Source organism: Rhodococcoides sp. S146-33, from assembly GCF_059489205.1.
Window position 1 is genome coordinate 640,752 of record NZ_JCAJWY010000001.1, and the last position, 24,653, is coordinate 665,404.

23 protein-coding genes and 1 tRNA gene are annotated in these 24,653 nt (G+C 65.6%); 16 read left to right on the plus strand and 8 right to left on the minus strand.

All coding sequences use genetic code 11. The annotated features are described in order from the left end of the window. Nucleotides 1-5: 5 nt before the first annotated feature. Together AC5WEY_RS03045 and AC5WEY_RS03050 are read right to left on the minus strand one after the other, a co-directional pair. Nucleotides 6-545: a ribonuclease H family protein gene (locus AC5WEY_RS03045; protein ID WP_057476849.1), complete on the minus strand. Its 540-nt coding sequence runs from the start codon at nt 543-545 to the stop codon at nt 6-8. A gap of 119 nt (nt 546-664) precedes the next feature. Next, nucleotides 665-1,858, minus strand: a complete 1,194-nt coding sequence (locus tag AC5WEY_RS03050; RefSeq protein ID WP_082520898.1) for an MFS transporter — start codon at nt 1,856-1,858, stop codon at nt 665-667. Between the two features lie 123 nt (nt 1,859-1,981). Here AC5WEY_RS03050 and AC5WEY_RS03055 point away from each other — a divergent pair, with 123 nt between their 5' ends. The 5 genes from AC5WEY_RS03055 (at nt 1,982) to AC5WEY_RS03075 (ending at nt 6,581) form a co-directional block, all read left to right on the plus strand. Continuing rightward, a complete protein-coding gene (locus AC5WEY_RS03055; protein ID WP_495644632.1) occupies nt 1,982-2,914 on the plus strand; it encodes a DNA-3-methyladenine glycosylase family protein in 933 nt (310 codons plus the stop codon). A 52-nt stretch (nt 2,915-2,966) separates the two neighbouring features. Then, nucleotides 2,967-3,911: an aldo/keto reductase gene (locus AC5WEY_RS03060; protein ID WP_495644633.1), complete on the plus strand. Its 945-nt coding sequence runs from the start codon at nt 2,967-2,969 to the stop codon at nt 3,909-3,911. 84 nt (nt 3,912-3,995) lie between these two features. After that, nucleotides 3,996-5,279, plus strand: a complete 1,284-nt coding sequence (locus AC5WEY_RS03065; protein WP_495644634.1) for a multidrug effflux MFS transporter — start codon at nt 3,996-3,998, stop codon at nt 5,277-5,279. Between the two features lie 10 nt (nt 5,280-5,289). Then, the gene (locus AC5WEY_RS03070) at nt 5,290-5,805 is read left to right on the plus strand and encodes a DUF309 domain-containing protein (protein WP_495644635.1); all 516 of its coding nucleotides are present in this window, start codon (nt 5,290-5,292) and stop codon (nt 5,803-5,805) included. 56 nt (nt 5,806-5,861) lie between these two features. Then, nucleotides 5,862-6,581: a hypothetical protein gene (locus tag AC5WEY_RS03075; protein ID WP_495644636.1), complete on the plus strand. Its 720-nt coding sequence runs from the start codon at nt 5,862-5,864 to the stop codon at nt 6,579-6,581. Here AC5WEY_RS03075 and AC5WEY_RS03080 read toward each other — a convergent pair. Continuing rightward, nucleotides 6,559-7,323 (minus strand): deoxyribonuclease IV, encoded by a 765-nt coding sequence (locus AC5WEY_RS03080; protein ID WP_495644637.1) that lies wholly within the window; start codon nt 7,321-7,323, stop codon nt 6,559-6,561. The two genes, AC5WEY_RS03075 and AC5WEY_RS03080, sit on opposite strands and share 23 nt — an antisense overlap. A gap of 74 nt (nt 7,324-7,397) precedes the next feature. Here AC5WEY_RS03080 and AC5WEY_RS03085 point away from each other — a divergent pair, with 74 nt between their 5' ends. The 5 genes from AC5WEY_RS03085 (at nt 7,398) to AC5WEY_RS03105 (ending at nt 15,099) form a co-directional block, all read left to right on the plus strand. Beyond that, nucleotides 7,398-8,132, plus strand: coding sequence for an ABC transporter ATP-binding protein (locus AC5WEY_RS03085; RefSeq protein WP_057476844.1), 735 nt, complete (start codon nt 7,398-7,400; stop codon nt 8,130-8,132). A 53-nt stretch (nt 8,133-8,185) separates the two neighbouring features. Further along, nucleotides 8,186-10,708 carry an ABC transporter permease gene (locus tag AC5WEY_RS03090; protein ID WP_495645513.1) on the plus strand — a complete coding sequence of 841 codons (2,523 nt, stop codon included), beginning with the start codon at nt 8,186-8,188 and terminating at the stop codon, nt 10,706-10,708. 180 nt (nt 10,709-10,888) lie between these two features. Then, nucleotides 10,889-13,429, plus strand: coding sequence for an alpha/beta fold hydrolase (locus tag AC5WEY_RS03095; RefSeq protein WP_495644638.1), 2,541 nt, complete (start codon nt 10,889-10,891; stop codon nt 13,427-13,429). A gap of 102 nt (nt 13,430-13,531) precedes the next feature. Then, nucleotides 13,532-14,464, plus strand: a complete 933-nt coding sequence (locus AC5WEY_RS03100) for an alpha/beta fold hydrolase (RefSeq protein WP_495644639.1) — start codon at nt 13,532-13,534, stop codon at nt 14,462-14,464. Beyond that, entirely contained in the window at nt 14,461-15,099 is a 639-nt protein-coding gene (locus tag AC5WEY_RS03105) for an LON peptidase substrate-binding domain-containing protein (protein WP_057476841.1), read from the plus strand. The genes AC5WEY_RS03100 and AC5WEY_RS03105 overlap by 4 nt, the downstream gene beginning before the upstream one ends. Nucleotides 15,100-15,321: 222 nt before the next feature. On the opposite strand, the gene AC5WEY_RS03110 is transcribed toward AC5WEY_RS03105, so the two are convergent. After that, a tRNA-Met gene (locus tag AC5WEY_RS03110) sits at nt 15,322-15,395 on the minus strand. Nucleotides 15,396-15,468: 73 nt separating this feature from the next. Here AC5WEY_RS03110 and AC5WEY_RS03115 point away from each other — a divergent pair. Further along, nucleotides 15,469-16,248, plus strand: coding sequence for an enoyl-CoA hydratase/isomerase family protein (locus AC5WEY_RS03115; RefSeq protein ID WP_495644640.1), 780 nt, complete (start codon nt 15,469-15,471; stop codon nt 16,246-16,248). On the opposite strand, the gene AC5WEY_RS03120 is transcribed toward AC5WEY_RS03115, so the two are convergent. Next, nucleotides 16,231-16,848 carry a DUF998 domain-containing protein gene (locus tag AC5WEY_RS03120; RefSeq protein ID WP_495644641.1) on the minus strand — a complete coding sequence of 206 codons (618 nt, stop codon included), beginning with the start codon at nt 16,846-16,848 and terminating at the stop codon, nt 16,231-16,233. The genes AC5WEY_RS03115 and AC5WEY_RS03120 overlap by 18 nt on opposite strands. Nucleotides 16,849-16,915: 67 nt before the next feature. On the opposite strand from AC5WEY_RS03120, the gene AC5WEY_RS03125 reads away from it, so the two are divergent. Beyond that, on the plus strand, nt 16,916-17,479 hold the full coding sequence (locus AC5WEY_RS03125) for a TetR/AcrR family transcriptional regulator (RefSeq protein ID WP_495644642.1): 564 nt from the start codon (nt 16,916-16,918) through the stop codon (nt 17,477-17,479). After that, entirely contained in the window at nt 17,476-18,861 is a 1,386-nt protein-coding gene (locus tag AC5WEY_RS03130) for an ABC1 kinase family protein (RefSeq protein ID WP_495644643.1), read from the plus strand. Before AC5WEY_RS03125 ends, AC5WEY_RS03130 begins: the two co-directional genes overlap by 4 nt. A 20-nt stretch (nt 18,862-18,881) precedes the next feature. Here AC5WEY_RS03130 and AC5WEY_RS03135 read toward each other — a convergent pair whose 3' ends face one another. Continuing rightward, a complete protein-coding gene (locus tag AC5WEY_RS03135) occupies nt 18,882-19,859 on the minus strand; it encodes an NADPH:quinone oxidoreductase family protein (protein WP_495644644.1) in 978 nt (325 codons plus the stop codon). Between the two features lie 106 nt (nt 19,860-19,965). On the opposite strand from AC5WEY_RS03135, the gene AC5WEY_RS03140 reads away from it, so the two are divergent. Further along, nucleotides 19,966-20,652, plus strand: coding sequence for a dienelactone hydrolase family protein (locus AC5WEY_RS03140; protein WP_495644645.1), 687 nt, complete (start codon nt 19,966-19,968; stop codon nt 20,650-20,652). After that, nucleotides 20,639-21,547: an amidohydrolase family protein gene (locus AC5WEY_RS03145; protein ID WP_495644646.1), complete on the plus strand. Its 909-nt coding sequence runs from the start codon at nt 20,639-20,641 to the stop codon at nt 21,545-21,547. Before AC5WEY_RS03140 ends, AC5WEY_RS03145 begins: the two co-directional genes overlap by 14 nt. A gap of 10 nt (nt 21,548-21,557) precedes the next feature. Here AC5WEY_RS03145 and AC5WEY_RS03150 read toward each other — a convergent pair whose 3' ends face one another. Then, nucleotides 21,558-22,403, minus strand: coding sequence for a patatin-like phospholipase family protein (locus tag AC5WEY_RS03150; protein WP_057476834.1), 846 nt, complete (start codon nt 22,401-22,403; stop codon nt 21,558-21,560). Nucleotides 22,404-22,432: 29 nt separating this feature from the next. Further along, nucleotides 22,433-23,299: an alpha/beta hydrolase gene (locus tag AC5WEY_RS03155; protein WP_057476833.1), complete on the minus strand. Its 867-nt coding sequence runs from the start codon at nt 23,297-23,299 to the stop codon at nt 22,433-22,435. A 166-nt stretch (nt 23,300-23,465) separates the two neighbouring features. Between AC5WEY_RS03155 and AC5WEY_RS03160 the strand changes: the two genes are divergently transcribed. Beyond that, complete coding sequence (locus AC5WEY_RS03160; RefSeq protein WP_495644647.1) at nt 23,466-24,653, plus strand: alkane 1-monooxygenase; 1,188 nt, start codon at nt 23,466-23,468, stop codon at nt 24,651-24,653.

The window sequence follows — 24,653 nt, forward strand, 5'->3', positions numbered from 1 at the left end:
AACCGTCAGAACAGCGTCGCGATCTCCGGCTCCGAGGACTGTGGCGCAGCGCTCCGAGCCGGCTCTTTCTCGGTGGGTGCGGTCTCGGCAGGCCTGGATCCGGCGTTGGCTCCTGCGGCTGCGATGGCCCGGGCAGCTTCGCCGGCCAAGGCGTCGGCTGCTTCGTTGAAGTGATTGCCGACGTGTCCGCGGACCCACCGGAACCGGACCGGCCCTTCACGGTCGGTGATGGCCCGCTCGATGTTCTGCACGAGCTCGAGGTTGCGTACCGGGGTGCCGCTCGCCGTCTTCCATCCCTTGCGCTTCCAGCCGGCGAGCCACTCGGACGCACATTTGATTGCGTACTGAGAATCGGACTCGATCAGCAACGGTTCGGGGCCGGGGTGGGCCAGAACTGCCTCGAGCAGGGCACGGAGTTCGGCTACCTGATTGGTGCCCGAGGGCTCACCACCGGAGTTGCTCGGCCCCGTGTGATTTACCCACGCCCACCCGATTGCTCCGCCGGGGTTACGCAGACACGAGCCGTCCGTACTCACGATGATCACGGTCTCAGACCCTACGTCGGGCCACCGACAAACCTCGGGTGACTCGCTCAGCGCCCTCGAGTTACTTGGTGGTCGACCGAGTACCGCGGCGAATCGATTCCGGCGCACGGCGAATCGCTTCAGGACGGGCGGATCGCTCCGACCTTCCTGCCGTCGAGAGTCAACAGTACGAACGCGACCGCCGCGAGCGCCGCGATGATCACGGAGAACACCACTCCCGCGGTCACCAGTCCCCATTCGTTCGCCACGGACCCGGCCCCGATGACCGGCACCGAGATGGCGATGTACAGCACCACGAAGAAGGTGGAGGTCACTTCTGCTCGACGTTCGGCCGGAAGTCCGGCGTCGATGGTCGACATCCCGTTGCTGAACGTCACGCCCTGCCCGACTCCGCACAGCAGGGCTGCGATCACCAGAACCGGCAGCGAGACCACGAGCAGAGACAGTGCCAGGACCACCAACCCGAGCATCAACACGAGGCAGCCCCATCGTTGCGCCGACACCGGATCGGCCCGGCGCAGGGCGATCTGGGCAACGGCCGATGCAGCGAAGACGGAGAACACCACGGCCCCGGTGACCGCGTGGTTGTCGATCTCCAGCACACCCCCGATGAAGCCCGGTGACACCGCGGTGAAGAGGCCGAGCACCGCGAACCCCGCGAAGCCACCGATGGAAGCCCGCAGAAAAGTGCCACGGACCTCGATCGGAACGGACAGTCGCTGCATGTGGGGACGCGCTCCGGCGGCGACCCGAACGGTCTCCGGCGCGAAGAACACCGCCACACCCGCGACGACCAACAGGGCGATGTCGACGAAGAACGTCAGCCGCAAGGGCTGCGGCAGGTATTCCGCCAGCAGACCGGCCACCAGCGGTCCGAGACCCAGACCTCCGATGTTGGCAGCAGTGGCGATCGCCGGAGCCCGATCACGCCACCTGTCGGGAACCAACTCGAGCAGGGTCACCGTGGCGGTACCCACGAAGATCCCGGCCGAGAGACCGGACAACACCCGCCCGATCACCAGGGCCGTCAGTGAATCCGCAGTCACGAACACCACGGCACTGACAAGACCGAAAGCGATGGCCCCCAGCAACATCGGCCGCCTACCGAGCGAATCGGACCAACGACCGAAGGCCAACAGTGCCCCGAGCACGCCCACCGCGTATGCGGCAAACACCAACGTGACGACGAATACGGAGAACCCGAACTCGACCTCGTAGAGCGAATAGAGCGGCGTCGGCATCGTCGTGCCCATCATCGCGACGACGAACGCGAATGCGACCCCGACGAACGATGCTGCCCTCGAACGAGTCACGATTGTCCTCCTTGTGCGGGTGCACGTTATTTCCCGGCGACTCCGCCGAAGGTGTTGACTGGGCTCTGCCAGAGATACACCGTCGACGCCGGCCCTGCACACTCCAGGAGGTGACGAACCGCCATGTCCGACGCCACCGAGTCCAGCGGAATCGCTCGCCTCGTCACGTCCGAGACGCGGTTCGACGTGCGGATGTCGCTGTCGCCACTGCGTCGGGGCCGCGGGGATCCCACCTACGGGTCGACGCCGGACGGCGGAATCTGGCGCACGTCGAGGATGCTGTCGGGTCCGGTGACGTACCGCCTGATGCAGGCCTCGAAAACCAGTGTTCAGGCCCGCGCGTGGGGTCCCGGCGCACCCGAACTGCTGGACGCGGTGCCCGCGCTGCTCGGCCTGGAAGACGACGCCTCGACGTTCGCGCCGGAGCACCCGATTCTGCAAGAGGCACATCGGCAGCTGCCGCACCTGCGGCTGGGCAGAACCGGTCTGGTGCTCGAGGCTTTGATCCCGGCGATCATCGAGCAACGCGTACACGGTATTTCGGCGTTCGGTTCGTGGCGCTCTCTGGTGAGCAAGTTCGGCGAGAGCGCACCGGGACCGACTCCCAAACCGATGTTCGTCTTCCCCACTCCCGACGTGTGGCGTCGCATTCCCTCGTGGGAGTACCACCGCGCCAACGTGGACCCGGCCCGGTCGAAGACCATCGTGCGCGCCGCGCAGGCGGCCGGTCGCCTGGAGGAGGCGTCGACGATGACACCCGAGGATGCGCAGCGCAGGCTACGGGCAATCCCGGGCGTCGGCATCTGGACCGCGGCGGAGACGGCACAACGCGCCCTGGGGGATCCCGACGCGTTGTCGGTGGGCGACTATCACCTGGCGTCGGTGGTGGGCTGGTCACTGCTGGGGAGACCGATCGACGACGCGGAGATGGTCGAGTATCTGCGGCCCTTGGCTCCGCACAGGCATCGCGCGATTCGACTGCTGTACCTGAGCGGGAAGGCCACCAAGCCGAAGTTCGGTCCCCGAACCGCTCTGGTGGACCACACGTGGCACTGAGCCCTCGGCTGCTCGTACAGTCGAGTTGTACGCCAACGTAAGGGGTTTATCCGTGGTTGCCATCGGCCGTTCCGATCTCGACATCTTTCCGCTCGCTCTCGGCGGGAACACCTTCGGCTGGACCAGCGACGAGGCTGCGTCCTTCGAGATTCTCGACGCCTTCACCGCAGGCGGAGGCAATTTTGTCGACACCGCCGACTCGTACTCGGCGTTTGCCGACGGCAACTCCGGCGGTGAGTCCGAGACGATCATCGGCAAGTGGACCAACGCACGTGGCAACCGCGACGACGTGGTCATCGCCACCAAGGTCAGCCAGCATCCCGATTTCCGCGGGCTGGCCCCGGACAACATCCGGGCTGCCGCCGACGCGTCGCTCACCCGGTTGCAGACCGACCACATCGACGTCTACTACGCGCACTACGACGACGACAAGACCCCGCTGGTCGAGTCTCTTGCCGCATTCGACGAGTTGGTCACGGCAGGCAAGGTTCGCCACGTCGCCATCTCGAACTACACCCCGGCGCGGGTGCGCGAGTGGCTCGAACTGGCGAAGGAGAACGGGTTCGCCGCTCCGATCGCGCTGCAACCGCACTACAACCTGGTCGCCCGTCGCGACTACGAGGGCGAGTTGCAGAAGCTGGCTGTCGAGCACGACCTCGGCGTGTTTCCGTACTTCTCCCTCGCCGCCGGATTCCTGACGGGCAAGTACCGCACCCGCGAGGACCTCGCCGGCCAACAGCGCGAGCGGTTGACCACGGGATACTTCTCCGATGCCGGGCTCGACGTGGTGCAGGGTCTGCGTGAGATAGCCGAATCGCGATCCGCCAAGATTTCGAGCGTTGCTCTCGCCTGGTTGCTGGCGCGTCCAGGCATCACCGCGCCCATTGCCAGTGCGAGCAAGATGTCTCAGCTGCCCGCCCTGCTCGACGCACCGGCCTTGACTCTGACCAGCCAGGAAGTCGAAAAACTGACGGTTCTGTCCGACGCCGTGGCGTAGAACACGAAAGTTGTAGTCAGCAACGGGAACAGAACGAGTACCCCGGTTGCTGACCTTCGGGTGGCCCCAGCATCGAACACGTCAGTGACGAATACGACCGCCCCAAACCCGTCAGCGCCGATTACGACCGCCCAGGCGACTGTGACCGAGCCGACGTCGCGGGAGCGCCTGCGGGTGATTCTGGTACTCGGCGCGCTCATCGCCCTCGGTCCGTTGACCATCGACATGTACCTGCCGGCCCTGCCTGCCATCGCCGACGACCTGAACACTCCGTCGTCCGCCGTGCAGCTCACGCTCGCCGGCACGTTGGTCGGGCTCGCCCTCGGCCAACTCGTCATCGGGCCGCTGTCGGACATCGTCGGCCGACGACTACCCCTGATCGTCGGTACCGGGGTACACATCCTCGCTTCCGTGGCCTGCATCATGGCCCCGAACATCGCCGTTCTCGGTGGGCTGCGCGTCGTACAGGGTCTCGGCGCTGCCGCGGCCGCGGTGGTGGCAATGGCCATCGTGCGTGATCTGTTCAGTGGCCGCGCGGCCGCCACCGTGCTGTCGCGGCTGATGCTCGTCATGGGTGTCGCGCCGGTTCTTGCACCGTCGCTCGGCGGTGCAGTGCTTCTCGTCGGCTCGTGGCGGCTCGTCTTCGCCGCGTTGGCGATCATGGGAGTGGCGTTGATGACGCTGGCGATCGTGTCGCTGCGCGAGTCCCTGCCGCCCGAGCGTCGTCGGGCCAGCGGCGTCATGCCCGTGCTCCGGACCTACCGATCACTGTTGGGCGATGCGCAGTTCGTCGTCCTCGTCATGGTCGCAGCCCTGGCCATGTCGTCGCTCTTCGCGTACGTCGCCGGCTCGTCGTTCGTCCTCCAGGAGGAGTTCGGCCTCGACGAGCAACAATTCGCCATCGTCTTCGCGGCCGGTGCCATTTCCTTGATCGGTGCATCCCAGCTCAACGTCCTCCTGCTCGGACGCTTCGCCCCGGTGCAGATCGTGCTGTCGGCACTGTCGTTCGGCGTCGTCGCCGGCGGAATCATGGTGGCATTGGCGGTGACCGGGACCGGCGGTATGGCGGGCTTCGTCGTCCCACTGTGGTTCGTTCTCGGGGCCGTCGGATTCGTGATGCCCAACGCGCCTGCACTCGCTTTGTCCCGGCACGGTGAGGCCGCAGGTGGTGCTGCTGCACTTCTCGGAGCGGCGCAGTTCGGTCTCGGTGCCATCGTCGCTCCTGTCGTAGGCGCACTCGGAAACGATGCGGTGGCCGTGTCCATCACCATGGTCGTGACGTCCGCTGCTGCACTGATCGCCCTGGGCGTCGTCACCGCGCGGTCGTCTGCGCGGCAAACGACCGAGGGAGCGGTGCCCACCCACTAGGGTGACCGCCATGACCGAACGCGAGCGCGATGCGCGCGGTAAGCCCCTCAATGCCAGGCCTCGCGACGGTCTCGGGCGACCCCTCGCCCGCGGGGGAAGCGGAATTCCACGCGTGCCCGACGACGTGCGGCTTCCGCCCGGCGCAGCACTCGTCGAGGCGCAGAAGTTCCTCGATGCGAACATGCCGTTCCACGCACACGAAGTACTCGAGGGCACGTGGAAGAGCTGCCCGACCGACGAGCGTCCGCTGTGGCAAGGACTCGCCCAACTCGCCGTCGGCCTGACGCACCTCTTGCGCGGTAATCGCATCGGTGCCGCATCGCTCCTTCGGCAGGGACACGATCGCTTGGTCGGCTTCGAGGCCGACCCTCCGCACGGTGTCGACGTCAGCGGCTTGTTGGCCTGGTCCGAAGGGCTGCTCGACGATCTGGAGACCGGAACCCTGCCGGTCTCCCCCGGTATTCCCGTGCTGCGCGCGATCGATCCGCGCAGGGGTGTCCTGGCACCCGATCCGGGCTCGAGCTAGCCTTAGAGAATTAGGTAAGGCTAGGACAATCTGCACCGGAAGTGGGGTTCCCCGGCGTGACCGTGTTCGCACCGCTACGACTCGCGCGACAGAGACTGACAAGCGAGGAGACGATCAGCCCGGCCCAGCTCGGACGTACTCTCTGCACCGAGGTGGCCGAGCAGGTTCCGTACTGGGTCGCCGTCCTGACACCGGCGGAACGCCCGCTGCTCGCCGAACGGCCCACGACATTCGAGCAGACCTCGGTGACATTCGCGTCGCCGAACGGCGTCCACCAACCCCGCGTCCTGCTGCTTGCTGCTCTGGGATCGGCCGTGTGCACCTGGCAGAGAAACAACTGCCGCGGATCCTCGGCCGGCGTGCTGGTCGACCTCGATCTCGAGGGTGCCGCAGCAGTTCACCCGGTCCGGCTCCCCGCGGTCCACGCCGACGCCCTCACCGCCGCCGACCACGGGCAGCACCTTCTCGCCGACGTCTCGAGTCGACTCGCCTCGGTGCCGAACGGTGGCCGCGACTACGCACTGACGCGTAACTACCCAGCTCTGGCTTCGCGCGCGGGAGCGCAGATCATCGTCCGTGACGATGTCCTGGCACAGCCCAGCCGCGATCACGCCATCGACATCGCCATCACCACAGCGGGGCCCGGTACCGCGCAGGCACACGTGACCTGGGCTGCAGATCTCAGAGGAATGGACGAGCTGATCCGACTGTGGTCGGTAGCCGCCCACCACCTGACCACGATCGCATCCGTCGCTACAGGCTCTTCAGCAGCCTGACGTCGTCCTCGATCCCCTCGGGCGGCGTCTCGAGAATCACCGGCGCGTCGGCGGCCAATGCGACTGCGGTCAGGATCTCGGCGTCGATGGTTCCGGCGCCGAGGTTCGCATGCCGGTCTCTGGCCGAGTCGAATTCGTCGCGCGAGTTGTTCAGGTGCACCAGATCGATTCGACCGGTGATTGCCTTGATGCGATCGACCACGTCGACGAGATCCTCGCCGCCTGCCCACGCATGGCAGGTGTCCAGGCAGAAGCCTGCACCGAACTCGCCGATCGCGTCCCAGAGCCGGGCGATGTCGTCGAAGTGGCGAGCCATTGCCGAGTCCCCACCCGCGGTGTTCTCGACGAAGATCGGCACCGCGAAGCCGCCCTGCTCGGCCTGACGCTCGAAGAGCTTGCGCCAGTTGTCGATTCCCTTGGCGGTGTCCTCGCCCTCGCGGACGTGGCCGCCGTGCACGACCAGCCCGATGGCCCCGATCTCGGCTGCGGCGACTGCTTGCTCGACGACGGCCTTCCTGGACGGGATGCGGATCCGATTGTTCAAGCTCGCGACGTTGAGCACGTACGACGAGTGCACCACCACATCGACCGAGCCGGCCAGCAGAGCCTCGCCCTGCGGGTGTGGTTCCAGCTTGTTCCACTTCTGCGGATCGGTGAGAAACATCTGGACCAGATCGACGCCGAGCGCCTCGGCGGTACCGAGAGGGTCGCTGCTGTCGCGGACGTGTGCTCCGATGCGCATGACGTCCATCATAGGGTGGTGTTCAGGGTCTCCCCTGATAGCGATGGGCGCAGAACGCTGGAACACTGGCTCGCATGAGCGACATTGCCGCACGCGCGGTCGACGTATCGAAGGTCTACGGTTCCGGGGACACCCAGGTGCACGCACTGTCCGGGGTGAGCGTCGAGTTCGCTCGCGGAGAATTCACCGCCATCATGGGCCCGTCGGGTTCGGGCAAGTCCACTCTGATGCATTGCCTGGCCGGATTGGACACTGCATCGTCGGGCACGGTGACCATCGGAGACACCGAGCTGACGGCGCTCTCCGACAAGGAGATGACCGGATTACGCAGGGACCGAATCGGATTCGTGTTCCAGGCGTTCAATCTGGTGCCCACGCTGACCGCGCTGGAGAACATCACCCTGCCACTCGACATCGCGGGTCGCGCTCCCGATCAGGGGTGGCTCGACACCGTCGTCGACCGACTCGGCCTCCGCGACCGTCTCGATCACCGCCCCAGCGAACTCTCGGGCGGACAGCAGCAGCGAGTGGCGTGCGCCCGTGCGCTGGCCGGCCGACCCGACATCGTGTTCGGCGACGAGCCGACCGGCAACCTGGACTCCCGATCCTCCGGCGAGGTGCTGTCGATTCTGCGCACTGCCGCAGACGAATTCGACCAGACCGTCGTGATCGTCACCCATGATCCACGCGCAGCCAGCTACGCAGACCGCGTCGTGTTTCTCGCCGACGGTGCCGTCATCGATCAGCTGGACTCGCCCACGGCCGACGCCGTACTCGAGCGGATGAAGAAGCTGGAGACGGTCCGATAATGGCGCATTCTGTCTCCAACACGCGTTCTCGATCCAAGCCGGCGGGCAATCCGATGCGTAAGGTCTCCCTGAGAAACCTTGCTGCACACAAGGTTCGGCTGGCGCTGACGGTTCTGTCCGTCGTCCTCGGCACCGCGTTCGTCGCGGGTTCGTTCGTCTTCACCGACACACTTCAACGCACGTTCTCCTCGTTGTTCGCCGATACTGCGCAGGGCGCAGACGTTCGCGTGAGCCCCGAGGACGCCCGCTCGAGCGGGGTGCCCAACGAGGACATCGCCGCGATCTCGGCCCTGCCGAACGTACGCGCCGTGTCCCCGTATGTCAGTGGGCAAATCGTGCTGCTCGGCACCGACGGTGCCGCCGTTCAATCGGGCGGGGCACCGACCATCGGTGAGTCCTACCTGCCGGAAGACCAACGACTGGGCGACGCGACGACCTTCGTCGACGGCTCGGCCCCCACCGCTCCGGGGCAGGTCGCGATCAATGCCGGTGGTGCCGATCGCGCCGGGTTGAAGGTGGGCGACGCCACCCAGGTGCTCGTGCCGTCCAAGGGCATCACCGACATCACGATTTCCGGGATCTACTCCACCGCAACCGAATCCGGCGGTTTCATCGGACTCCAGTTCGTTCAGAGCCAGGCGAACGAGTTGTTCACCGACGGTGCCCATGTGCAGTACATCGACGTTGCAGGCAACGATCTCGCCGCGCAGGGGCTCACCCAGAGCGATCTGCGGGACGAGATTTCCGCGGCGCTCCCCGGCCTGAAGGTGCAGACCGCCGCAGACGTGCAAGAAGAGACCCAGGCCGAGGTGGAGTCGGCCCTGTCGTTCATCAACTACTTCCTGCTCGCCTTCGGCGGAATCGCACTGCTCGTCGGCACGTTCATCATCTACAACACGTTCTCGATGATCGTTGCCCAGCGAGTCCGTGAGCTGGCACTGCTGCGAGCCATCGGAGCCAGCCGCGGCCAGGTCAGCCGTTCGGTGGTACTCGAAGCACTCGTTGTCGGCGTCATCGGCAGCATCCTCGGTTTCGCGGGCGGAGTCGGGTTGGCCTACGGCCTACGGGCGCTGCTCAACGCGTTCGATCTGGGGCTGCCGTCGGGACCATTGGCGCTCGAACCCCGCACCGTCGCCGTGGCCTTCGCCGTCGGCATCATCGTCACCGTCCTGAGCGCATACGCACCGGCGCGTCGAGCAGCCAAGATTCCGCCGGTCGCCGCGATGCGCGAGGAGTTCGCCTCGGCCGGCGACACCTTGCGTACTCGGACGTTCGTGGGCGTCGGGCTGGGAATTGCCGGCGCGGCAGCACTCGTCATCGGCGCACAGTCGACCGGCGGAGCCGCGGCCGCGACGGTCGGGGCCGGTGCCGTCGCACTCATCGTCGCCACGGCACTGGCCGCACCGTCTCTGTCGCGGCCCATCGTCGGTGCACTCGGTGCCGTCATCACCCGTCCGTTCGGTGCGATCGGACGGCTGGCCAGGACCAACTCCGTGCGCAACCCGCGTCGCACCGCGGCCACCGCCTTCGCGCTGATGCTCGGCCTCATGCTCGTCACCGTGATCGGCGTGCTGGGATCCACTGCCAAGGCCAGCGTCGATTCGCTCGTCGACACCGGCGTGGAGGCCGACTACATCCTCTCGGGCCCCCAGTCGATCGGTGTTCCGACCGGCGCCACCACGGCGGCGCAACAGGTGAACGGCGTGGACCGCACCGCGGTTCTGCACCCGGTGTTCGTCACGATCGCCGGCCAGGAAGAGTTCGGAGCCGCCATCGACGGTTCGCCCGAAGGCCTGTTCGATCTGTCGATGGTCCAGGGCACGGCAGACCTCGACAGTAACGGCTTCTCGATCTCGGAAACGGAAGCCGCCGACCGTGGGTGGACCGTGGGCACCGAGGTCACCTTCGACACCGTCGACGGGGCTTCGGTCCCGGTCACCGTCACCGGGGTGTTCACCGACAATCCGCTGATCGGCAGTTGGATCGTTTCGGGCGACATATACGAGAAGGTGACGCCGTCCATCACGCGGTCGGATCTTCTGGTGCTCGTCAAGGCCGTGCCGGGAACCGATCTCGACACACTTCGCACCGACCTCGAAACGGCCACCAAGCCGTTCGTCGTCGTTCAGGTTCAGGACGTCGACGAGTTCAAGGGCAGTCAGGGACAACAGATCGACACCCTGCTTGCGGTCCTGTACGGGTTGTTGGCGCTGGCCGTCGTCATCGCCGTGCTCGGCATCGTCAACACGCTGGCTCTGTCCGTCGTGGAGCGTCGTCGAGAAATCGGCATGCTGCGGGCCATCGGAATGCAGCGTCCACAGGTTCGCCGCATCATCTACCTCGAGTCGCTGCTCATCGCGCTGTTCGGCGCGATCGTGGGAGTCGCCCTCGGCATCGCATTCGGTTGGGGATTCGTACAAACGCTGCGCGACGAGGGCCTGGGAACCATGACTGTCCCCTGGGGGCAGGTTGCGTCCATGTTGGTGGGATCGGCCGTCGTAGGGGTACTGGCCGCACTGTGGCCTGCGGTTCGGGCGGCCCGGACGAAGCCGCTGGAGGCAATCGCAGACCTCTGACAGTCCCGAACCGGACCGGGCATTTCGCAACGACACCCGATCGTTGTGAAATGTCCGGTTTTCGGCTTGCGTCGAAAGGTTCTACGCGTCTACCTTTGGGGAGGTAAAACAGTCTTCAAGTAGGTTTGGGTGACTCAAACCAACTCTGACAACGCGGGTCGGGCTCGTACGAGGAGAATCATGTCGGTTCAGGACATCGATGCACCCACCCGTCCCTCCCTGGCCCCGCTGTGCCGGCCCGAGAGCCGCGACACACTGATGGCGCGCTACCGGGAGGTGGCACGTGCCGTGCCGGACGCCGTTGCCCTCTGCGTCGGCGGAAGCTCGCTCACCTTCGACGAACTCCTGCACCGCGCCTATTCGCAGGCCCGCAAGATCGCCACCCTCTTCCCCGGCGACTCTCGGCCGCTTGCCGTCGATACCGACGACACTCCGACATCGATCGTGCTGATGCTTGCCGTCGTTGCCGCCGGTCACCCACTCGTGCCACTCGATCCGATGCTTCCCGCCGAGCGGCGCGCCACGATCATCGAACGAGCGAATGCGACGGCAATCGACGCCGCCACCGTTGCCGAGACCGTGGATTCCTGTGTTCCACTACCGACGCTGTCCGGTGATCACACCGCAGTGATCAACTACACCTCGGGATCGACGGGCACCGCCAAGGGCGTGATCCTCAGCCATCGCATGTGCCTGACCAAGGCATACGAGGTTGCCACCGCGTTGTCGATCGGCCCGCACGATCGCGTCGGCAATTCGCTGCCGGTCAGTTTCGGTGCCGGGTTGAACACGCTCTTCGCAGGGTTGCTCAGCGGTGCCGCGGTCCACTGCCGAGACCCTCGGTCGGGTGTCCCGTCGGACATCGCCGAGTGGATAGCCGCACAATCACTGACCACACTGCACTGCTCCTCGTCACTGCTGCGCACGATCGCGGCAGCAGACCACGGCCACACCGCCGTGCCCAGTCTGCGGGTGGCCACCACGTACGGGGAGTCTCTGCATTCGGACGACGTCGACAATTTCAGGCGAATGTTCGACGGGCGTGCCACGGTGGTGAACTGGTATGCGACCACCGAAGCCGGCGGCGTCGCCTACAGCGAGTTCCCACCGGAGCGAACGCTGCCGACGGGCTTCCTCCCCGCCGGAAGGCCTATTCCTGGCAAGCTCGTCGAGGTCGTCACCACCGACGGCTCGTTGTGTGTGCCCGACGCGATCGGCGAAGTCCGAGTGACGTCGAACTGCCTGGCCGACGGTTATCTCGGCGACGCAGGTCTGGATTCCGAACGATTCGCCGCCCTCGACGACGGCTTGTTCCGCTATCGAACCGGCGATCTGGGGCGCCTGGACGAACACGGCACGCTGCACCTGGCCGGACGCATAGACGACGCCGTCAAGGTTCGCGGATACCTGGTCGAGCCGGCCGAGATCGAGGCAGCTCTGCGGGCCATGCCGGAGATCGACGAGGCTGCGGTGATCGGCAGACAGTCCGGCACCGACACCGACCTGGTGGCCTACGTGTGCTCGGCGGGATCCGCCAGACGCCCCTCCGTCGGCGAGATCAGAGCGTCACTGCGCCGGACCCTCCCGGAATGGATGGTGCCCACGCATATCGTCGCTCTCGACTCGATGCCGCGCAACGAACGCGGCAAGCTCGATCGCATGGCATTGCCCGAGCCGGCGGATCGTCGGGTCGAGCGGACAGCCGCTGGGCCGACCGAATACATCGTGGCGGAGGCTGCGCGGGCGGCCATCGGCCTGGACACCATCGGCCGAGACGAGGACTTCCTGGCTCTGGGCGGTAACTCGCTGACGACAACGGCGATGCTCGCTCGACTACGGGAGGGATTGAAGGTCGATCTCACGGCGGAGGACGTGTTCGCAGCGACGACAGTTCGAACGCTTGCCGCGACGGTCGATGCCCGCCTGCGAGACGCGGCCACCGTTCGCCGACGCACCTCCGGCGAACACGACGTACTCGTACCGCTGCGCACCGAGGGCAGCAAGGCTCCGATCTTCCTCATCGGCGGAGCCGGCGTGGGCGCGATGGCATTCCTCAATGTCGTCAAGCACATCGACGACGACCATCCGGTGTACGCATTGCAGGCGCACGGCCGGGGTAAGCGCGGACTACCGGACCGCACTATCCGGCGAACCGCGAAGCGATACGTGGACGCGATGCGCACAGTCCAGCCAGAGGGCCCGTTCCACTTGGTCGGCCATTCGCTCGGCGGGTGGATCGCCATCGCGATGGCCGAGAGAATCCGGGACTGCGGTCTCGGCTCTCCGCACCTGCTGCTCCTGGACACTCGGCTGTTCCGGCACCTGTTGGACAAGCTGCCCGGCGGTACCGAGGTTCCGGCTGCGCCACCGGCCCAGACACGCGAAGACGCGGGCTTCCACCTCGGCCGTCTCGGCACGGCCGCACTGTGGGTACGCATGCAGTTCGCCGGATTGCTGCGGTATCCGACGACCATGGAATGGTTGGTCTTTGCAAGCATCGGGTACGTGGCGTTGAACAAGCACGTGCCGACTCAGTGGTCAGGTTCCATGACCGTGGTTCGCACAGCAGAAAACGTGAAAGATGCCCGGTCGTGGCAGACAGTTGCTCGGGGTGAACTGACTTTCGTCGACATCACCGGCGATCACGGTGACATGCTGAGCGAGCCCATGGCCGAGGAGCTGGCCAAGATCATCGACGACACCGTCGGAAGCGGGCGCTGAAGCTCGGCGGCCTGCAGGACGGTCTGTCGCGACGACGGCACAGCTTGTACGTTTGTGCCAGAAGGCGCGACAGGTCCGAACTACACGACAGGGAGGCCGACAATGAGTTCACCGTACGAGTTGAAGTCCGTAGAACTACACAAGGACGTCCTGCGGTACGTGGACATCGGCGACGGTCCGCCCGTGATTCTGGTGCACGGTCTGCTCGGGTCCCATCAATCGTGGACCCCCCAGCTCGAGCGCCTCTCGCACAAGTACCGCGTGATCGCACCGGACCTGTTCGGGCACGGCGAGTCCGACAAGCCGTCCGGTGACTACTCGCTGAGCTCGCACTCGGCCACCATCCGCGATCTGATGGATCACCTGAAGATCGACTCCGCTCCGCTGGTCGGTCACTCTCTCGGCGGCGGCATCATCATGCAGCTGACATACCTCTTCCCGGAACGGGTCGATCGCCTCGCCCTGGTCAGCAGTGGTGGCCTCGGCCCCGAGGTCAGCCTCCTTCTCAAGGCCGCGACGCTACCCGGCAGCGAGTTGGTGCTCCCGCTGCTGGCATCCGATTGGTTCCGTAAGAACGCCGAGGGCGCACTGGCACAGCTGGGCAAGTGGGGCCTTCCGGTCAAGCCCGGTCCGAGCATGGCCGAGACGTGGCGATCGTTCCGGTCGGTCGCCGACCGCTCCACTCGTGAGGCCTTTCTGGCGTCGACGCGCGCAGTGGTGGGCCCGCGCGGTCAGACCGTGAGCGCCAAGCAGCATTTCGAGAAATTCGAGTCGATTCCGTCTCTGCTCGTGTGGGGCGGAAAAGATCGTATGATTCCCGCCAAACACGCGGACAACATCCGACGCGAGGTGCCCAACAGCCGCGTCGAAATTTTCCCCGATGCCGGTCACTTTCCGCAGCTCGACGAGCCTGACTTCTTCTTCCGCCTGCTGGACGAATTCTTGGACTCGAACAGCCAGGGGAAGGGTGTCACGGCGGGGACGGACACGTCCGAAGAGATCACTCCGGCAGTCATGCCGCTGCACCGCCCGTGAGTGTCATTCCGATGTTCCCACTCGGGAGCGTGTTGCTCCCCGGCGAACGCTTACCGCTGCACATCTTCGAGCCGCGCTACCAGGCACTGGTCCACGACTGCCTGAAGCAGGAAGACCCCAGCTTCGGCGTCGTGCTCATCGCGCGCGGACACGAGGCAGGGGGCGGCGACGTTCGGCACGACGTGGCGACGGTCGCTCACATCATCGGGCACGAGGCCATCGGTGACGGCAGGTATCTCCTCGAGTGTGTGGGTGGCGAACGGATCCGGATCGACGCCTGGCTGCCCGACGATCCCTATCCCTTGGCCGACGTACGACCGTGGCAGGACGAGAACGTCGACACGGTGATTGCCGATACCGAATTCGACACCACCTGGGCTCGGGTCGAGGATCTGTACGAGCTCATCGGGCAGCTCGAATCCACCGAAAACATTGCGACACCTGGCTTTCCGGACTTTCTGAGCCTACCGATCTCGGCCGCCGAGAAAATCTGGTCGCTGGCTGCACTGATCCCGATGGGTCAGTCCGATCGACTCGACATTCTGTCGGCACCGGACGCCCGAGCCCGCAAGACGGCACTCGACGACGCCATCGACAACGTCACGGCCGTCGTGCAATTCAGACTGCAGCCCTGAGGGACCTTCCAGCGACACCACTCGGACCAAGGCCTACGCGGTGGTGAAGTGACACAGGATGACGGTTGAGCGTTTCTGCTGCAACAGATGCTCCACTGTCGGTCGCGGACCGGAGTCTTCTCGACTTGTCGCTGCCGAGTGGAGCAAGAGTTGCATCGCACAGGCAGCGCAGGCCCACATGAAAAAACCACGGCCCTCGTGAGGACCGTGGTTTTATTTTCGTAGCGGGGACAGGATTTGAACCTGCGACCTCTGGGTTATGAGCCCAGCGAGCTACCGAGCTGCTCCACCCCGCGCTGTGTGTCCCCAACGGTACATGCCATCTCGGCAGTCTCCCAATCGCCTGGTCAACGCTCTACGGTTCAGAGTATGCCCACCGAGTCCTCTCCCCTCCTGTCCTTTCCCCACCGGGCCGTTGCACAGATCACGCTGACCAACCCACCGGTCAACGCGCTGACCCGACCGGCGACGCGGCGGCTGCACGCCGTTCTACGAGAACTGGCCCAGGACGCCACCGTTCGAGCGGTGGTTCTCACCGGCGAGCGGGTGTTCAGCGCCGGTTCGGACATCTCCGAAATGCCCGAGATGCAGAGCGCCGGTGACGTACTCGCACGCAAGAGCACCTTCGAGAACGCCACGCTCGATCTGCTGGCCGACCTGCCGCTGCCGACGGTCGCTGCGGTGGACGGATTCGCGTTGGGCGGCGGACTCGAGATGGCGCTGTGCTGCGATTTCGTCGTCGCCGATGCGGGAGCTCGACTCGGGCTACCGGAGATCGACCTCGGCGTGATCCCCAGTAGCGGCGGGGCGATGCGGGCGCTGCGCAGAGTGGGTCAGGCCCGCGCGGCCGAACTCGTTCTACTCGGCGAGCCGATCACTGCCGAGACGGCGCTCGAGTGGGGTCTGATCAATCGCGTGGCACCGCGCGGTGCATCGCTGTCGGTGGCCTTGGACCTGGCGCAGACGCTTGCCGGAAAATCTCGCTCGGCGGTGCACGCCAACAAGCGAGCACTCGAGCTCACGTTCGGGCCATCACCGTACGAACCGGCACGACGAGCACTACCGGTGTTCGAGGAAGCGTTCGAGTCGATGGACGGCCGGGAAGGTGTGAGCGCCTTCCTCGCCAAGGAGTCACCGAGATTTCGATAGGCGCCGCTCTGCGAGAATCGCTGCGCCGGTGACGATCTCCCAGCCGATGATGGTGTAGACCGAGATGCGCTCGAACGTTCCGCCGCCCAAGATGCCGGTATCGGCGAGAAACAACACGAAACCTGCCAGTCCCGCGACACCGGCCAGGGCGCTGCCCACCGTGTACCAACGCGGTGCTCCGACGCGGCCGCCGTAACGGCCCGCAGCCAGGAGCACCAGGTTTCCGCCGATGATCGCCATACCTGCGCCCGCTGCATGCGGAGCCGATGCGCCGTCGACCGAAGCATGCGCGAGCCCGACCACGATGCTGCCGACGCCGTGCACGACCGACGTGCCCAGCACGATCCACCGAGCTCGACCCTCGAACAACACCGACAATCCGAGGCCGGCAAGAACGAACAGCGTGCCGTCGACCACAAAACCGGTGTTCATCACCGGGTGCCAGGGTGAGATGTCCGGGATCCCGAGGTCACTGATGTTGTTGCGTGCGTAGCTGTACGGCCGATCGGTCCAGCCCAGCGCCGCAACTGCTTCGGCGGCCAGATAGGTCACCCCGCCGACCAAGAAGGCTCCGGCGGCCAGGACGGTAGTTCTCTTCACAGCGGCATGGTCCGATCTCGAGAACCCAGTTACACCCGGCGTGTACCGATTGGTACAGTACCGGCTCATGAGCGATCGCCACGACGTGGTGCCGATACTCGCAGGGGTGTTCCGCGACCACGGGTTCGACGGTTCGTCTCTCGCGGTCATCAGCAAGCAGACCGGCCTGGGGAAAGGCAGTCTCTACCACTACTTTCCGCGCGGTAAGCAAGAGATGGCCGAGGCCGTCCTCGACGACGTGGAGCAGTGGTTTCACCAGAACGTGTTCGAGCCGCTGCGGCACGGTACCGATGCCGCGTCGACCACGCACGAGATGTTCGAGCAGACCGCCCGCTACTTCCGCTCCAACCGCCTGGTGTGCCTGTTCGGGGCATTCACGCTCGGGCTGGAGCGCGCGGCCTTCTCCGGACGCGTCGCAACACATTTCGCGCACTGGATCGAAGCCCTCACCCCGGTACTGAACCGACTCGGACACGGCGAGTCGGCAGCCGAACTCGCCGAGGAGATCGTCGCCGGAATCCAAGGCGCGTTGGTGCTCTCGCGCGCATCGGACGACGAGACGAGATTCGATCGACTGCTGACACGGCTGGAAGCATCGGCCGCACGCCTGCCCGCAGGAGTGCACGCATGACCCCCGACGCCACGACACCCGAGCCCGTCACACCCGAGCCCGCGACACCGAAGCCCCCACCCGAACTGAAGACTTTCGGGATACGAGAACTGCTGCGGCTGATCGTCATCGGTTCGGTGTTGACGTACTTCCAGTTCGTGGCGATCGGGCGCTGGGTTCGGGCACCCCGACGCGGGTGGCCGGTGCACGCCTCGGAGGCCGTCGTCGACGCGTTCTTCGCTCTCGGTCCCACCTTCGTCAAAGTCGGGCAGCTGATGGGCTCCTCACCGGGGCTGTTCCCGAAGGTCCTCGCCGATACATGCTTGCGGTGTCTCGACGAGGTTCCACCGTTCCCCGGCTCGCAAGCACGCGCGGTGATCGAGGCCGATCTCGGCCGCGGAATCGACGATCTGTTCTCCTCGTTCGACGACGTGCCGCTCTCGTCCGCCTCGGTTGCTCAGGTACACCTGTGCGTGCGCCGCGACAACGGACGCGAGGTGGTCATGAAAGTGCAGCGGCGCGGCATCTACCACCGCATGAAGATCGACCTACGGATCGCCTACCTCATCGCCCGCGGGCTGGAGAAGTTCATTCCGTTCTTTGCCACCGCCAATGCGTCGGCCATCATCGTGGACCTGCATGCCGCCACCTTCGCCGAACTCGACAGCGCCGTGGAAGCCAGGCGGCAGGACAGCTTTCGCGCCGCCATCGGCGCGTTCGGAGACAACGAGCACGTCACCGCCCCCGAGGTGTTCCTCGACTACTGCGGCGGTCGCGTGATCTGCATGGAACGCATGCACGGTTCCCCCCTCGACCGTTACGAGCCCGGCGATCAGTCCGAGCTCATCGTCCGTCGAGCAGCCAAGGTCTGGATGGAAGCGCTTGTGCTCCATGGTCTTTTCCATGGCGACGTGCACGCTGGCAACGTATGGGTGCTCGACGACGGCAGAGTGGCGTTCCTCGACTTCGGCGTCATGGGCGAGGTGGACGAGCAGTGGCGAGCACTGCTGCTCGACCTGTTCCACGCCACCGTGATCGACGGCGACTTCACCCGGCTCGCCGGCACGGTCAAACGCTTGGGAATCGTTGCCCCGCAGATGGGTTCGGATTCCGAGGTCGGAGCGATACTGCAATCGGTGTTCGCCCCGATGCTCTCGACCACCCTTGCGCACTTCAGCCTGGCGGACTTCATCCGGGCCCTGGTGAGCATGGGAAAGCAGTACAAGACGTCGAGCCCCGAGGAGTTGATCCTGGTGGCCAAGCAACTCGGCTACTTCGAGAGATACGCCATCGAGCTCGCACCCGACTGGGCACTCGGCACGGATCCGTTCGTGTTCAGGAATGTCTTCCCCGCCGAGATAGCCGCCCTGGCCGAGGCGAGGGGCGTCGAGCTGCCGGAGTGACCCGGCAGCTCGACACAGCGTCAGCGACTGAAGTCGAGCACCACTTTGCCTGCGGCAGTGCGGTTCTCCAGTGACGCGATGGCCGCGGCGGCATCGTCGGCCGGGAACACAGAGGGCTCGGGTGCGACGAGCGAACCGTCGGCGAGCAGCGGTTCGATCTCGGCCCATTGGGTGGCGAGGTAACCCGGCCGCGTCATCCACCACGCGCCCCAGCCCACGCCCACGACGTCGACGTTGTTGAGCAGCAGCCGATTCACCTTGACCGTCGGAATCTCACCACCGGTGAAGCCCAGCACCAGAATTCGGCCCGACGGTGCGAGCGATCGGATGCTGTCGGTGAACCGGTCGCCGCCCACCGGGTCCACAACCACATCGACGCCGCGGCCGCCGGTCAGTTCCTTGACCGCGTCCTTCCACCCGTCGACGAGAACGACGTCGGTGGCTCCAGCGGAGCGGGCGATGTCGGCCTTGGCCTCCGAGCTCACGACGGCAATCACTCGGGACGCACCGAGTACCGGCGCCATCCGCAGCGCCGAGGTTCCGATACCGCCGGCGGCACCGTGCACCAGCACGGTCTCGCCCGCCGCCAGCCGTCCGCGTTCACGTAGTGCGAAGTGCACGGTCAGGTCGTTGAACAGCAGACCGGCCCCTGCGGTGAGCGATACCGACTCCGGCAGGGCGAACACCGTATCGGGTGAGACCACGGCGACCTCGGCCATTCCGTCGCTCAAGCCCGTCAGCGCCGCGACGCGATCGCCCGCCGAAAAACCGGAGTCCGCCGGAGCCGACCGGACGATTCCGGCGATCTCGCTTCCTGGAACGAACGGCAATTCCGGCTTGTACTGGTACAGCCCACGGGTGAGCAGCGCATCGGGAAAGGCGACGCCCGCGGCGTGGACCTCGATAACCACCGAGCCATCGCGCGGGGCAGGCTCGTCGATGTCCACCACGCTCACCGAGTCGGGTCCGTCGAGGCTGGAGATCTGTACCGCGCGCATGAGTTGTCCTCTCGGTCGGGATCGTTCCCTGCCCGCCACCGTACAAAACTGCAGCAACCGCCACCGCTACCGGTATCCGCCACAGGTTGTGTGCTCCAATCGAATGATGAACACCACTCCCCTCACCGTCGTTCAGCCCGAAGGCACCGCCCGCGGCGGCGTCATCGTCATTCAGGAAGCCTTCGGCGTCACCGACCACATCGTCGACGTCTGCAATCGTGTCGCGGCCGCAGGGTGGGTCGCCGTCGCTCCGCATCTGTTCCACCGACAGGACGGCGTCACCGTTCTCGATTACTCGGACATGGACTCGGCCATGGCCGCCATCGGCAAATTGAAGGCGGACGAGGTGGACTCCGACGTGGACGCGGCCGCGAGTGCCCTCGCCGAACTGGGATTCGAGCCCTCGTCCATCGGGATCGTCGGCTTCTGCATGGGCGGCACTGTCGCGTTCCATACCGCTGTCCGACGGCAACTCGGAGCGGCAGCGACCTTCTACGGCGGCGGAATCACGGAGGGCCGCTTCGGTTATCCGGCGATGACCTCGGTAGGCGATGCACTTCGGACACCGTGGCACGGATTCTTCGGAGACCTGGACGAGGGCATCCCGTTCCAGGACGTCGAGACGTTGCGCGAGATCACCGCAACGGCCTCGGTCGACACCGAGATCACCCGTTACGCCCAGGGCAAGCATGGGTTCCACTGCGACGACCGCCCCGCTGTGTTCGACGCGGACGCTGCGGCCGATGCCTGGGGCAAGACGCTCGAGTGGTTCGACGCGCATGTCGCACGCTGAACAACCGCGTTCCGACGCCGAACTTCTCGAGGAGACGGAACGCATCGTCGCCTTCTGGACCGAGCTGTCGTTGCCCGGCCTGTTCGACGTCCACACCCACTTCATGCCGAAGAACGTCATGGACAAGGTGTGGAGCTACTTCGACAGCGCCGGGCCGTTGACGGGCAGCGTCTGGCCCATTTCGTATCGCTTCGCCGAAGACCGACGGCTGCAGATCATTCGCGGATTCGGGGTGCAGAAGTTCACCTCGATGATCTACCCGCACAAGCCGGCGATGGCGGCGTGGCTCAACTCCTGGGGTGCCGATTTCGCGGCGCGGACGCCCGACTGCCTGCAGACCGCAACGTTCTACCCCGAGGACGGTGCGGTCGAGTACGTCGAGCAGGCGTTGACGAACGGTGCCCGAATCTTCAAGTCGCACATCCAGGTCGGCAACTACTCACCGAACGATCAACTGCTCGACGGTGTCTGGGGCGCACTCTCGGACGCGCAGGTCCCGGTGGTGATCCACTGCGGTTCCGGCCCGGCACCCGGCGCGTACACCGGACCGGAGCCGATTGCTGCACTGCTGCAACGGTTCCCCGGGCTTCCGTTGATCATCGCGCACATGGGCATGCCCGAGTACGTCGACTTCCTCGACCTGGCCGACCGCTACGAGAACGTTCGGCTGGACACCACGATGGCATTCACCGATTTCTCGGGGGCGGGGGCACCATTTCCGAGACACGAGCTTCCTCGGCTGCTCGATCTGCAGAATCGCATTCTGTTCGGCAGCGACTTTCCCAACATCCCGTATCCCTATCTGGACGCTCTGAATGCAGTACGCCGTCTCGATCTCGGAGACGACTGGGTTCGCGCCGTGTGCTGGGGCAACGGCGCTGCACTGTTCGGCTAGAGGAGCTGCCCTAGACCCAGAACTCGGCGATACGCGCTGCGATGGCATTACCCTGTGCTCGGCCGGCCACGGCTGCAGCCGATCGAACAGCGATATCGGTGGCGTCGGGCCCGATGGCCGCCGACGAATCGGCGTCGGGGGCAATCACTTCCACCTTCGATCCACCCTTGACCAACCGCTCTCGTTCGATCTCGAAGGGATCGTCCTCGAGGTCGAGTGCACCGACCTTGAGCACCAGCACCTTCTCGAATCCGACTGCGAGATCGGCATTTTCGCTAGCGCGAATGCCGCCGTCGACGTAGCGGTGATCACCGATCGTCACCGGCGGCCACATGCCCGGGATGGCGCAGCTCGCGGCCACCGCGTCGACCAGTTGAACGCCCGAGCCCCGATCGAGAACCCGATGCCGACCGGACACTGCATCGACGGTGACGATCCGCAGATCGCGGCTCGGCCACGAGTGCGACGGTAGCCGTCGTTCGATGATGGCCCTTCGCTCCCGCTCGGTGATCGTCGACGCCACCAGCGCCTCGCTGCCGATGCGGCGTCGAGTGTCGATGGCACTGCCGTCCGAATTCTGGGCCGCCCGAGCCAGCATGGAGACCAGTTCGTCGATGGTCGCCTCGGCGTGCGGCTCGTCGTCCTGTTTCGACTCGTCTGCCTGACGCTCGAACAACTCGGCCAACGTGGCACCGCCCGAGATCTGGGCTGCCACCGAGGAGCCTGCCGAGGTGCCCAGCAGCATCTCGGCGTCGGTGACGTCGGCTCCGGATTCTGCCAATCCCAGTAGGACACCCGTCTGCCACGCAATACCTGCGACTCCGCCGCCGCCCAATACGAGTGCTCGCCTGGTCATGGCCTTACTCCCTTCATCGAAAAGATCCGTCAGGAACTTACAGCGCTGGTCTGTACTCGCGGACGCAGCCAGGCGATGAGGTCGTCGAGGACGCGCTCCTTCTCTGGTTCGTTGAACACTTCGTGGAAGAGCCCGTCGTACTTCTTCAGGGTCAGGTCCTGGGATCCGGCCAGTTCGGCGATGAGTTCACTGCCGGAGACATCGGCCAATCCGTCTGCGGTTCCGTGCTGAAGCAACACCGGGATCGTCAGCGACGGCAGGCGCGCCGGGAAAGTGTCGCCCACGCCGAGCATCGCCGCGGCCAGGCCCGCCGAGACGCTGCCGTGGTAGCCCAACGGGTCCGCAACGTAGTCGTCGACGACCTTCTTGTCGCGTGACACCAGGTTGGGGTCGAGCTTCAACACGGGAGCAGCCGGTACCAAGCGGCCGAGGATCTTGCCGACCGCCACCAGCGCTTTCGGTTGCCCGACGCTGGGGACCACTGCGGGGCCGGACAGCATCAGTCCATCGAGGTCGGCCTGATGGTCGAGGGCGTAGGACAGTGCGATCGCGCCGCCCATGCTGTGGCCGAGCAGAAAGGTGCGCTTGTTCGGGTACTCGTCGGCTGCGATTCCGAACAGCGTGTGCAGGTCGTCGGTGAAGTCGGACCACTTCGCCAGCGCCACCCGCTTGCCGCCGGAGCGCCCGTGGCCGCGATGATCGGGCGCATAGACGACCAGGCCGAGGGAGCAGAGCCGTTCGATGACGTGTCGGTACCGGCCCGCGTGCTCGGCCAAACCGTGGGCCAGCACGACAACGCCGGTCGGAGTGTTCTCGGCTGCCGTCTCGGGGGTCCACACGTCGTAGACGATTCGGGTTCCGTGGACTCCGGCGAACGACGAATCGACATGCTTCATGCGGTCACCGTACAAGGGTGACGGGTCGTGCGATGGCCCATCGGCGAACGAGCAAAGATTCGCTCGAGTAACTATCCTGACGGAGCGGACGATGTCATTGTGAGTCGCCACTACCCCCTGCCTCGACCCCGAGGTTCGGCCACGAACAAGGAGTCAAGAATCCAGAATGCGTAACGAGTCCGCCACCAGCACGTCGCCCCGGTGGCGCGACCCCAAGCGCTACCTGTGGCCGCTGGGATTGACTATTCCTCTGAGTCCGTTCCTGGCCTGGGGTCTGGTGACCCTCCTCGGTCCCGGTGCCTTCTGGACCCTCGGTCTGATGATCATGGGTATCGCACTGCCGCTGGTCGACAAATTCGCCGGTGTCGACCGCAGCAATCCCCCGGACGAGGCCATCGCCGCGCTGGAGAACGATCCTTACTACCGCTGGTGCGTCTACCTGTTTCTGCCACTGCAGTACGCGGGGCTCGTTGCCGCCTGCTACCTGTGGGCGCACGGCCCCCTGGGGGTTCCCGAGCGGATCGGCCTGGCCATCACTGTCGGCATCGTCGGCGGAGTCGGTATCAACGCCGCGCACGAATTGGGCCACAAGCGGGCACGCCTCGAACGATGGCTCTCCAAGGTGACGTTGGCACAGACTCTGTACGGCCACTTCTACGTCGAACACAATCACGGCCACCACCTCCGCGTCGCCACCCCGGAGGATCCGGCATCGGCCAAGTTCGGCGAGTCGTTCTGGAAGTTCCTGCCGCGCACCGTCGTGCACGGTCTGCGCTCGGCGTGGAAACTCGAATCCCGACGCCTCGCCCGGCAAGGCCTGTCGCGGTGGTCGTACCGCAACAATCTGTTCAACGCCGCGGCCATGAGCGTCGCCCTGTTCGGCGTACTGATCGCTGTCTTCGGCACCGTGATCGTGCCGTATCTGGTGCTGCAGGCCGCCATTGCCATCGTTCTGTACGAGGCCGCCAACTACCTCGAGCACTACGGGTTGCTGCGTCGGAAGCGGCCGAGCGGGCGATACGGCAAACCGACTCACCGGGACAGCTGGAACAGCGATCACCTGTGGAGCAATCTTTTTCTGTACCACCTGCAACGCCACAGCGATCATCACGCGAATCCGGTTCGCCGCTACCAGGCCCTGCGTACCGTCGACGAATCCCCGCAGCTCCCGGCCGGGTACGCCGTGATGATCTTCTGCTCGCTGGTTCCGCCGCTGTGGCGCCGGGTGATGGACCAACGACTGATCGACTTCTACGACGGGGACGCAGACCTGGTCAACGTGGATCGCTCCGACCCCAAGGCAGTGCGGAAGCTCGAGCAACTGTGCGGCGAGCGAGCCCAAGCGAACCGATAG